This window comes from Mycobacteriales bacterium (genome assembly GCA_040902655.1).
Lineage (GTDB): Bacteria > Actinomycetota > Actinomycetes > Mycobacteriales > SCTD01 > SCTD01.
This window is the reverse complement of the sequence record JBBDWV010000003.1, coordinates 1-10,727: the sequence shown is the minus strand read 5'-3', so window position 1 is coordinate 10,727 and position 10,727 is coordinate 1. Positions and strand designations below refer to the sequence as shown.

11 protein-coding genes are annotated in these 10,727 nt (G+C 73.8%); all 11 read left to right on the top strand.

The window, feature by feature from the left end:
• Positions 1-909 (top strand): N-acetyl-gamma-glutamyl-phosphate reductase (gene argC, locus WD794_00715; GenBank protein ID MEX2288831.1); only part of this gene is annotated, 909 nt, incomplete at its 5' end.
• Complete coding sequence (gene argJ / locus WD794_00710; GenBank protein ID MEX2288830.1) at positions 906-2,054, top strand: bifunctional glutamate N-acetyltransferase/amino-acid acetyltransferase ArgJ; 1,149 nt, start codon at positions 906-908, stop codon at positions 2,052-2,054. The genes argC and argJ, both read left to right, overlap by 4 nt.
• 31 nt (positions 2,055-2,085) lie before the next feature.
• Positions 2,086-2,976, top strand: a complete 891-nt coding sequence (gene argB, locus WD794_00705; GenBank protein MEX2288829.1) for an acetylglutamate kinase — start codon at positions 2,086-2,088, stop codon at positions 2,974-2,976.
• Positions 2,973-4,172: an acetylornithine transaminase gene (locus tag WD794_00700; protein MEX2288828.1), complete on the top strand. Its 1,200-nt coding sequence runs from the start codon at positions 2,973-2,975 to the stop codon at positions 4,170-4,172. The genes argB and WD794_00700 overlap by 4 nt, the downstream gene beginning before the upstream one ends.
• Before the next feature lie 16 nt (positions 4,173-4,188).
• A complete protein-coding gene (locus WD794_00695) occupies positions 4,189-4,566 on the top strand; it encodes a response regulator transcription factor (GenBank protein MEX2288827.1) in 378 nt (125 codons plus the stop codon).
• A complete protein-coding gene (argF, locus tag WD794_00690) occupies positions 4,566-5,477 on the top strand; it encodes an ornithine carbamoyltransferase (protein MEX2288826.1) in 912 nt (303 codons plus the stop codon). Before WD794_00695 ends, argF begins: the two co-directional genes overlap by 1 nt.
• Complete coding sequence (locus WD794_00685; protein MEX2288825.1) at positions 5,474-6,007, top strand: arginine repressor; 534 nt, start codon at positions 5,474-5,476, stop codon at positions 6,005-6,007. Before argF ends, WD794_00685 begins: the two co-directional genes overlap by 4 nt.
• A complete protein-coding gene (locus WD794_00680; protein MEX2288824.1) occupies positions 6,004-7,209 on the top strand; it encodes an argininosuccinate synthase in 1,206 nt (401 codons plus the stop codon). Before WD794_00685 ends, WD794_00680 begins: the two co-directional genes overlap by 4 nt.
• Before the next feature lie 80 nt (positions 7,210-7,289).
• On the top strand, positions 7,290-8,705 hold the full coding sequence (gene argH, locus WD794_00675) for an argininosuccinate lyase (protein ID MEX2288823.1): 1,416 nt from the start codon (positions 7,290-7,292) through the stop codon (positions 8,703-8,705).
• Positions 8,681-9,313, top strand: a complete 633-nt coding sequence (locus tag WD794_00670) for a DNA-3-methyladenine glycosylase (protein ID MEX2288822.1) — start codon at positions 8,681-8,683, stop codon at positions 9,311-9,313. Before argH ends, WD794_00670 begins: the two co-directional genes overlap by 25 nt.
• A 65-nt stretch (positions 9,314-9,378) precedes the next feature.
• Positions 9,379-10,701 (top strand): tyrosine--tRNA ligase, encoded by a 1,323-nt coding sequence (gene tyrS, locus WD794_00665; GenBank protein MEX2288821.1) that lies wholly within the window; start codon positions 9,379-9,381, stop codon positions 10,699-10,701.
• Positions 10,702-10,727: the final 26 nt, after the last annotated feature.

Genomic DNA, 10,727 nt, shown 5'->3' with positions numbered 1-10,727 from the left:
GCCCCCCCCGGCCGGCCGGTGACCGACCTGCACCCGCAGCTGCCCCAGCTCGACGGCCGCGTGTTCGCCGAGACGGCCGCCGCAGTGCTCGCCGAGGCCGACGTCGTGTTCCTCGCCCTGCCGCACGGCCAGTCGGCCGCGCTGGCCGCCGTCCTGCCGGCCGACCTCCCCCTGGTCGACCTCGGCGCCGACCACCGGCTCGGGAGCGCGCAGGACTGGGACCGCTTCTACGACACCGACTACGCCGGGGAGTGGCCGTACGGCCTCCCGGAGTTCTTCCGCGGGCAGCTGGCCGGCCGGACCCGGATCGCCGGACCAGGCTGCAACGCCACCGCGATGACGCTGGCCCTGGGCCCGCTGCTCGCCGCCGGACTGGTCCAGCCGGTCGACCTGGTCACCACCACCATCAGTGGCACCAGCGGCGCGGGCCGGGGCCTGATCCCCGGCCTGCTGGGCAGCGAGGTGATGGGTGACGTCAGCGCCTACAAGGTCGCCTCCCACCGGCACACGCCTGAGGTGCGGCAGTCGCTGCGCCGGCTGGCCGGCGCCGAGGTGACGTTGTCCTACACCCCCACGCTGGCGCCGATGCCGCGCGGCATCCTGGCCACCTGCACCGCCCGCACGACCGCCTCCGAGGCGGAGCTGCGGGCAGCGCTGCACAGGCAGTACGCCGCCGAGCCGTTCGTGCACGTGCTGCCCGAGGGGCGCTGGCCGCACACCGCCGCGACCCTCGGCAGCAACGCCTGCCACCTGCAGGTGGCGGTGGATGCCGACGCCGGCCGCGCGGTCGTCGTGGCCGCACTCGACAACCTCGGGAAGGGCGCGGCGGGGCAGGCGCTGCAGTGCGCCAACCTCGCGCTCGGGCTGCCCGAGACCGCCGGGCTGAGCGCGAACGGCGTCGCGCCATGACCTGGCTGCCCACGGGCTTCCGGGCCGCCGGCACCAGCGCCGGGCTCAAGGACAGCGGCCTGCCCGACCTCGCGCTGGTCGTCAACGACGGGCCGCTCGACGCCGCGGCCGGGGTCTTCACCGCCAACCGGGTCAAGGCCGCCCCCGTCCTGTGGTCCCAGCAGGTGCTGTCCGCAGGTCGGGTCGAGGCCGTCGTGCTGAATGCCGGCGGCGCCAACGCCTGCACCGGCCCGGCGGGCTTTGCCGACACCCACCGTACGGCCGAGGCGGTCGCGGCCGCCCTGGGCACGGGTGCCGCCCGCGTCGCCGTGTGCTCCACCGGGCTGATCGGCGTGCGGCTGCCGATGGATCGGCTGCTGCCCGGCGTCGACACGGTCGTCCGGCAGCTCAGCGCCGCCGGCGGCGACGACGCAGCACAGGCCATCCGTACGACGGACACCGTCGCGAAGACCGCTGTCAAGGAGGGTGCTGGCTGGTCGGTCGGCGGGATGGCCAAGGGCGCCGCGATGCTCGCCCCCGCGCTGGCCACCATGCTCGCCGTCGTCGCGACCGACGCCGTCGCCGATGCCGCGACCCTGGACGAGGTGCTGCGCGCGGCCACCGCCGGCAGTTTCGACCGGGTGGACACCGACGGCTGCATGAGCACCAACGACACGGTGCTGTTGCTGGCCAGCGGCGCCAGCGGCGTCACCCCCGACAGGGCGGACCTGCAGGCCGCCGTCAGCGCCGTCTGCCAGGACCTGGCCCGGCAGATGGTCCGGGACGCCGAGGGCGCCAGCAAGGACATCGAGATCACGGTCGTCGGTGCGGCCAGTGTCGAGGACGCCCTGGAGGCCGCCCGCGCCGCCGGGCGCAGCAACCTGCTCAAGTGCGCGCTGCACGGCAACGACCCCAACTGGGGGCGGGTGCTGGCGGCCGTCGGTACCACCGCAGCCGCCTTCGAGCCCGACCGGCTGGACGTCGCCATCAACGACGTGCCGGTCTGCCGCGCGGGCGCGCCGGGTGCCGACCGTGACCTGGTGGACCTGTCCGGGCGCGACGTGCGCATCGTCGTCGACCTGCACGCCGGAACCCACACGGCCACCCTGTGGACCAGTGACCTGACGGCGCAGTACGTCCACGAGAACAGCGCGTACTCCACATGAGGGGCGTACTCCGCATGAGGGCGCACTCCACATGACCGCCGCCACCGCGCGCGGCCACGTCGCCCTGCCCAAGGCCGCCGCACTCGTCGAGGCGCTGCCCTGGCTGAAGTCCTTCTCCGGCCGGACCATCGTCGTGAAGTACGGCGGCAACGCCATGACCAGCCCCGAGCTGCAGTCGGCCTTCGCGGAGGACGTCGTCTTTCTGCGCTATGCCGGTGTCCGCGTCGTCGTCGTGCACGGCGGCGGCCCGCAGATCACCGCCCACCTGGACCGGCTCGGGCTGGACAGCGAGTTCCGCGGGGGGCTGCGCGTCACGACGCCGGAGACCATGCAGGTCGTCCGGATGGTGCTGGTCGGCCAGGTCAACTCCGATGTGGTCAGCCTGGTCAACGCCCACGGGCCTTTTGCTGTCGGGCTCTCCGGCGAGGATGCGCAGCTGTTCACCGCCGAGCGGCGCGACGCGCTCGTGGACGGCCGGCCGGTCGACGTCGGGCTGGTCGGCGAGGTCGTCGAGGTTCAGCCGCAGATCGTGCACGCGCTGCTCGACGAGGCCAAGGTGCCGATCGTCGCGACCGTCGCGCGCGGCCTGGACGGCGCGCTCTACAACGTCAACGCCGACACCGCCGCCGCCGCGCTCGCGGTGGCGCTCGGAGCCGAGAAGCTCGTCGTGCTCACCGACGTCGAGGGGCTCTACGCCGACTGGCCCCGCTCGGAGGAGGTGATCAGCGAGATCCCGGCCGACGAGCTGGAGACCCTGCTGCCCGGCCTGTCCAGCGGCATGGTCCCCAAGATGCAGGCCTGCCTGGCCGCAGTCCGCGGGGGAGTGCCCCGGGCCCATGTCCTCGACGGCCGGGTCGCGCACAGCCTGCTGCTGGAGCTGTTCACCGACGCGGGCGTCGGCACCATGGTCGTCCCGTCATGAGCACCCGGCACTGGCAGCAGCGCTGGGACGCCAGCGTCATGGGCAACTACGGGACCCCACCGGTCGTGTTGGCCAGCGGCAGCGGCGCCACCGTCACCGACGTCGACGGCAGGACCTACCTCGACCTGGTGGGCGGCATCGCGGTCAACCTGCTCGGGCACGCCCACCCCGCGGTGGTCGAGGCGGTCAGCCGGCAGGTGGCCACCCTCGGCCACACCAGCAACCTCGCCGGGCACACGCCCGGGATCGAGCTGGCCGAGCGGCTGAAGGAGCTGGTCGGCGCCGGCCCCGAGACGCGGGTGCTGTTCACCAACTCCGGCGCGGAGGCCAACGAGGCGGCGCTCAAGCTGGCCCGCCGGCTGCGTCCCGGCGGCGGCTGGGTCGCCTGCGAAGGCGCCTTCCACGGTCGCACCCTGGGCGCCCTCGCCGTCACCGGCCAACCCGCGAAACGCGAGCCGTTCGAGCCGTTGCCCGGCCCGGTCGTCTTCGTCCCGTACGGCGACGCCGCCGCTCTGCGCGCGGCCGTCACCGCGTCCACGGCCTCGGTCGTGCTCGAACCGGTCCTGGGCGAGGCGGGCGTGGTCGTGCCGCCGAGCGGCTTTCTCGAGGCCGCCCGGGAGGCGTGCGACGCCGCCGGCGCGCTGCTGCACCTCGACGAGGTACAGGGGGGTGTCGGCCGGGTCGGGGCCTGGTTGACCAGCTCGGTCACCGCCCCCGGCGTCGTCCCCGACGTCGTCACGATGGCCAAGGCGCTGGGCGGTGGCCTGCCGATCGGTGCGGTCGTGGCGAACGGCCGCGCCGCCACCGCCCTCGGCAAGGGCGACCACGGCACCACGTTCGGCGGCAACCCGCTTGCCTGCGCGGCCGCCCTGGCCGTGCTCCGTACCGTCGAGCAGGAGGGCCTGCACGACGTCTCGGTCACGCTCGGGGAGCAGCTGCGGCGGAGCATCGAGCAGCTCCACGACCCTCTCGTGCAGGAGGTCCGTGGCCTCGGCCTGTGGGTCGGCATCGTGCTGGCCGAGCCGGTCGCCGTCGCCGTCGAGGTCGCTGCCCGCGAGGCCGGCTTCCTCGTCAACGCCGTAGCACCCGCCGTGCTGCGGCTGGCCCCACCACTGGTCGTCACGGCAGCGCAGCTCGAGACCTTCGTCGACGCCCTCCCGCGCATCCTGTCCGCCGCTAGGGTCGCCCCATGCTGACCTCTGGAGTGTCCCGGTGACTGCCGTGAAGATCCTCGTGGTCGAGGACGACCCGAGTGTCAGGGGGCTGCTGCAGACGCTGCTCTCGGCCGAGGGCTATGACGTCGCGACGGCCTCCGACGGTCTGGCCGGGCTGGTGAAGGCGACCTCCTCGCCGCCGGCTCTCGTGCTGCTCGACCTGATGATGCCGGACCTCGGCGGCGTCCGGGTGCTGGAGGAGATGCGCGACGACCCCGACCTGGCCGACATCCCGGTGATCGTGGTGACCGGCAAGGTCGACGCCATCCCCGGCATGCGCACGCTGCTGGGGGAGGACAACGTCTTCCTCAAGCCGTTCGCGGTCGGCGAGCTGCTCGCCCGGGTCGGCGAGGTCGTCGGAGGCCCTGACTCCTGATGGTGCGCCACTTCCTCGCCGACTTCGACCTGACGGCTGCCGAGCAGGCCGAGGTCCTGGCGCTCGCGGCCGAGCTGAAGGCCGCCGGGCGCTGCGGGCCGCGGCCGCTCGACGGCCGGTCCGTCGCGGTGATCTTCGAAAAGCCCAGCACCCGGACCCGGTTGTCCTTCGAGGTCGGCATCGCGCAGCTCGGCGCGCACCCGGTGGTGCTGGACGCCCGCAGCACCCAACTGGGCCGGGGCGAGACCCTCGGGGACACCGCGCGGGTGCTGTCCCGCTACGTCGACGCCATCGTGATCCGCACCTTCGGCCAGCACCGGATCGAGGCGCTGGCCGGAGCGAGCAGCGTGCCGGTCGTCAACGCCCTCACCGACGCCTTCCACCCCTGCCAGGTGCTGGCCGACCTGCAGACCGTGCGCGAGCAGCGCGGCAGCACCGCCGGCCTGACTCTCGGCTACCTCGGTGACGGCGCGAACAACATGGCCGCTTCCCTGCTCGTCGGCGGTGCCATGGCCGGTATGCACGTGCGGGTGGGCGCCCCCGCGGACTACCAGCCCGACCCCGCCGTGGTCGAGCGAGCCCGCTCGTACGGCACCGACATCCTGGTCACGGGCGACCCGGTCGAGGCGGCGGCCGGCGCCGACGTCCTCTACACCGACGTCTGGGTCTCCATGGGGCAGCAGGACGCCGAGCAACGGCTGAGCGACCTCGCGGCGTACTCCCTGGACGAGCAGGCGGTCGCCGCCGCCGCGGACGACGTCCTGGTCCTGCACTGCCTGCCGGCCCACCGCGGTGAGGAGATCGCCGGCGCTGTCCTGGACGGCCCGCGCTCCGCCGTCTGGGACCAGGCCGAGAACCGGCTGCACGCCCAGAAGGCCCTGCTGGTCTGGCTGCTGGACAAGAGCGCATGACGACCGCCTTCGCGCCGTTGACCAAGGCCGGCCGGCAGGCCCGCATCGTCGAGTTGCTCGAGAGCTCCCCGGTGGCCAGCCAGACCGAGCTCGGGCGGCTGCTCGCGGCCTCCGGCGTCGCCGTCACGCAGGCCACCGTCAGCCGTGACCTCGACGAGCTCGGCGCCGTCAAGGTGCGCACCGCCACCGGCATGGCCTACGTCGTCCCGGCGGAGAACGCCCCCCGCGGCGGCACCGCCGAGGCCGTCGACGCCCGGCTCGCGCGCCTGCTCGAGGAGCTGCTGGTCTCGGCCGAGGCGACCGGCCCCACCGTGGTCCTGCGCACACCCCCGGGCGGTGCCCACCTGCTCGCCTCCGCGCTCGACCGCGCCGGCCTGCCCGAGGTGGCCGGCACACTCGCCGGCGACGACACCGTCCTGCTCGTCACCCGCTCCCCGGCAACCCCGGCCTGCACCGCCCTCGCCGAGCGCCTCCTGCGCCTGGCCGAGGGTCGACCGATTCCGCCCGACAACCCCAAGGATGCACAGTGAGCAAGGACCGGATCGTCCTGGCGTACTCCGGAGGTCTCGACACCTCCGTCGCCATCGGCTGGATCGCCGCGGAGACCGGCGCCGAGGTCATCGCCGTGGCCGCCGACGTCGGTCAGGGCGGCGAGGACCTGGAGGTCATCCGCCAGCGCGCCCTCGACTGCGGCGCGGTCGAGGCCGTCGTCGCCGACGTGCGCGACGAGTACGCCGACCAGTACTGCCTGCCGGCGCTGCAGGCCAACGCGCTCTACATGGGCCGCTACCCGCTGGTGTCCGCGCTGAGCCGCCCGCTCATCGTCAAGCACCTGGTGGCTGCTGCGCGGAAGCACGGCGCGAGCACCGTCTCCCACGGCTGCACCGGCAAGGGCAACGACCAGGTCCGCTTCGAGGTGGGCATCGGGGCGCTCGCTCCCGACCTGAAGGTCATCGCCCCGGTCCGCGACTCCGGCATGACCCGCGACAAGGCCATCGCCTTCGCGGAGGAGAAGGGGCTGCCGGTCGACGTCAACAAGAAGTCGCCGTACTCGATCGACCAGAACGTCTGGGGCCGCGCCGTCGAGACCGGCTTCCTCGAGGACCCCTGGAACGGCCCGATCGAGGACGTCTACGCCTACACCTCGGACCCGACCGTGGCTCGCGAGCCGGACCAGGTCGTGCTCACCTTCGAGCACGGCGTGCCGGTCGCGATCGACGGGCGGCCGGTGACGATGCTGCGGGCGATCGAGGAGCTCAACCGTCGTGGCGGGGCGCAGGGTGTCGGCCGACTCGACATGGTCGAGGACCGGCTGGTCGGTATCAAGAGCCGTGAGGTCTACGAAGTGCCCGGTGCGCAGGTGCTCATCGCGGCGCACCAGGAGCTGGAGAACCTCACCGTCGAGCGTGACCTGGCCCGCTTCAAGCGCGGGGTCGAGCAGCGCTGGGCCGAGCTGGTCTACGACGGCCTGTGGTTCTCGCCGCTCAAGCGAGCGCTGGACGAGTTCCTCGCCTCCTCGCAGCGGCACGTCTCCGGCGAGATCCGGCTGACGCTGCACGGCGGCACCGCCACCGTCAGCGGCCGGCGCAGCGACGCCTCGCTCTACGACTTCAACCTGGCGACCTATGACGCGGAGGACACCTTCGACCAGTCGCTGGCCAAGGGCTTCGTCGAGCTGTGGGGGATGCCGAGCAAGATCGCGGCCCAGCGGGACCAGCGGCTGTCGCCGTGAGTTCCACCCGCTCCGCCGACGACCGGCCGCCCCCTCCCGATCCCGGTGCCGCCAGCGCCGCCGCGGCACCCGGTCCGCCGGTGCCGGAGCGCACGTCGCTGTGGGGCGGCCGGTTCGAGGGCGGTCCGGCCGAGGCGCTCGCCCGACTCTCCGTCAGCGTGCACTTCGACTGGCGGCTCGCGCCGTACGACCTGCAGTCCTCGAAGGCGCACGCCCGCGTCCTGCACCGCGCCGGCCTGCTGACCGCCGACGAGCTGGACCGGATGCTCACCGCCCTGGACGAGCTGCGCGCCGAGGTGGCGGACGGCTCCTTCCGCCCGAGGGTCGAGGACGAGGACGTGCACACCGCGCTCGAGCGTGGCCTGCTCGAGAAGCTCGGCGCTCTCGGCGGCAAGCTGCGCGCCGGCCGGTCCCGTAACGACCAGGTGGCCACCGACCTGCGGCTCTACCTGCGCGACCACGCCCGCCTGGTCGCCGACCGGCTGGCCGACCTCGAGCAGGCGCTGCTCGACCAGGCGGCGCAGCACCTGGACACACCCGCGCCGGGAATGACGCACCTGCAGCACGCCCAGCCGGTGCTGTTCGCCCACCAGCTGCTGGCCCACGTGCAGGCCCTCGCCCGCGACGTGCACCGGCTGCGCGACTGGGACCTGCGGGCGTCGGTCTCGCCGCTCGGCAGCGGCGCGCTGGCCGGCTCCTCGCTGCCGGTCGACCCGATCGCCACCGCCGAGGAGCTGGGCTTCGGCTCGGCGGCGCCCAACTCGATGGATGCCGTGTCGGACCGCGACTTCGCGGTTGAGTTCCTGTTCGTCGCGGCCCTGCTCGGCGTGCACCTGTCGCGCCTGGGTGAGGAGGTGGTGCTGTGGAACTCCACCGAGTTCGGCTGGGTCACCCTCGACGACGCGTTCTCCACCGGCTCCTCGATCATGCCGCAGAAGAAGAACCCGGACATCGCCGAGCTGGCCCGGGGCAAGGCCGGCCGGCTGATCGGCCACGTCGCGGGCCAGCTCGCGATGCTCAAGGGCCTGCCGCTCACCTACGACCGCGACATGCAGGAGGCGCAGGAGCCGTGCTTCGATGCGGTCGAGACGCTGCTGCTGGTGCTGCCCGCGATGGCCGGGATGATCGCGACGATGACCGTGCACAAGGACGTGCTGGAGGCCTCCGCCCCGACCGGTTTCGCGCTGGCCACCGACGTGGCCGAGCTGCTGGTCAAGAACGGCGTGGCCTTCCGCGACGCCCACGAGGCCGTCGGGCACCTGGTCGTCTGGTGCACCGTCAACGGCCAGGAGCTGCACGAGGTCAGCGACGAGCAGCTGGCGCACGTCTCGCCGCACCTGACACCCGACGTCCGTTCGGTGCTGGACGTACGCGGCGCGATCGCGGCGCGCGACGGCCACGGCGGCACCGCACCCGTACGGGTGCGGGAGCAGCTCGACGCGGTAGGCCTCGGCGTCGCCGCCCACCGTCGCTGGGCCGCGGCCACGCCCTCCTGACGTGGAGCCCTGACATCGACCTGGCCGGGCCGGTCGAGCAGGTCGCCCCGTCGCTGCTGGGCGCCCGGCTGGTCGGCGGCGACGTCGTCCTGCGCCTGACGGAGGTCGAGGCCTACGCGGGGGAGGCCGACCCCGGCTCGCACGCCTTCCGCGGGCGCACCCCGCGTACCGCGATCATGTTCGGCCGCGCGGGGCTGGCGTACGTCTACTTCTCGTACGGGATGCACTGGTGTCTCAATGTCGTCACCGGGCCGGAGGGCGCCGCGTCGGCCGTCCTGCTGCGGGCGGGGGAGGTACTCGAGGGGCTGGAGGTCGCGCGGGAGCGCCGGCCGGGGGTGCGGGACCGCGACCTGGCGCGTGGCCCCGCACGGCTGACCAGGGCGGTCGGCGTCACCGGCGAACTCGGCGGCACCGACCTGCTCGATCCGTCGGCGCCGCTGCGGCTGCTCCCGCCGGCCGCACCGCCCGACCCCGGCCTCGTGCGCACCGGCCCGCGGGTCGGCGTCGCGGGGCTCGGCGCGCCGACGCCCTGGCGCTTCTGGCTCACCGGCGAGCCCACCGTCTCCACCTCCCGCCCGGCCGCCGCCCGCGAACGGGCCACCGGCTGATCCCGCCGGGCACCCTGCCGGAGCCGGAGCCCCGCCGCGTGCGCGAGGATCGTCGGGTGACCAGCCTGCCCGCCGCTCCCGCCCCGCCCGCCGAGCGGCCCACTGGGCCCGCGGGCGGCGCGGCCGTCCTGGACGACCTGTCCTGGCGCGGCCTCGTCGCCCAGACCACCGACCTCGCCGCCCTGCGTCGCGACCTGTCGGCGGCGCCGCTCACCCTCTACTGCGGCTTCGACCCGACGGCCGACAGCCTGCATGTCGGCAATCTCGTCCCGCTGCTCGCGCTCCGCCGCTTCCAGCTCGCCGGCCATCGGCCGATCGCGCTGGCCGGTGGTGCCACCGGCTTCATCGGCGACCCGTCGGGACGGACGGCCGAGCGCGTGCTGATGACCGCCGACGTCGTCACGGAGCGGGTCCACCGCATCCGGACGCAGATGGAGCGCTTCCTCGACTTCGGCGACGGCCCGACCGGAGCGGTGCTCGTCGACAACCTCGACTGGATTGCGCCGATGTCCGTGATCGACTTCCTGCGCGACGTCGGCAAGCACTTCTCGGTCAACACGATGCTGGGCAAGGAGTCGGTCGGGGCGCGCCTGCAGTCGGGCGGGCTGTCGTTCACCGAGTTCAGCTACATGCTGCTGCAGTCCTACGACTACCTCGAGCTGCACCGCCGGTTCGGCTGCGCGCTGCAGATCGGTGGCAACGACCAGTGGGGCAACATCACGGCGGGCCTCGACCTGATCCGTCGGGTCGAGGGCGACCGCCCGGTGCACGCGCTGACCTTCCCGCTGGTCACCGAGGCGTCCGGCGGCAAGCTCGGCAAGAGCACCGGCGGCGGCAGCGTCTGGCTCGACCCCGGGCTCACGTCGCCGTACGCGCTCTACCAGTACCTGGTGAACGTCGACGACCGCGATGTCGGGACCTACCTGCGGCTGCTGACCTTCCTGCCTCGCGAGCAGGTCGAGGAGCTGGACGCCGCGACGGCCGGACGGCCGCAGGCGCGGGTCGCGCAGCGTGCGCTCGCGGAGGCCGTGACGTCGCTGGTGCACGGCGACGACGAACTCGGACGGGTGCAGGCCGCGAGCGCGGCACTGTTCGGCGGAGGCCGGCTCGAGGACCTCGACGAGGCGACCCTTGCCGCCGCGCTCGCCGAGGCCCCGTCGAGTTCGGTCGCCGGAGTGGTCCCGCCGCTGGTGGACCTGCTGGCGACGGCACTCGGCATCTCGAAGTCCGACGCACGGCGCGCCGTCCGGGACGGCGGCGCCTACCTGAACAACCGCAAGGTCATCGACCAGGCTGCCGTGCCGGAGGAGGGGGACTGGCTGCATGGGCGCTTCCTGGTCCTGCGCCGCGGGAAGCGGGTTATGGCTGTCGTGGAACGGCGGGCCTGACCGGCACCCACCAGCGGCTGGTGGGG

Excerpts from the sequence above, each read along its gene's own strand:
- argB (MEX2288829.1), top strand. The coding sequence starts at position 2,086 with ATGACCGCCGCCACCGCGCGCGGCCACGTCGCCCTGCCCAAGGCCGCC.
- WD794_00700 (MEX2288828.1), top strand. The coding sequence starts at position 2,973 with ATGAGCACCCGGCACTGGCAGCAGCGCTGGGACGCCAGCGTCATGGGC.
- WD794_00685 (MEX2288825.1), top strand. The coding sequence starts at position 5,474 with ATGACGACCGCCTTCGCGCCGTTGACCAAGGCCGGCCGGCAGGCCCGC.
- argF (MEX2288826.1), top strand. The coding sequence starts at position 4,566 with ATGGTGCGCCACTTCCTCGCCGACTTCGACCTGACGGCTGCCGAGCAG.
- argJ (MEX2288830.1), top strand. The coding sequence starts at position 906 with ATGACCTGGCTGCCCACGGGCTTCCGGGCCGCCGGCACCAGCGCCGGG.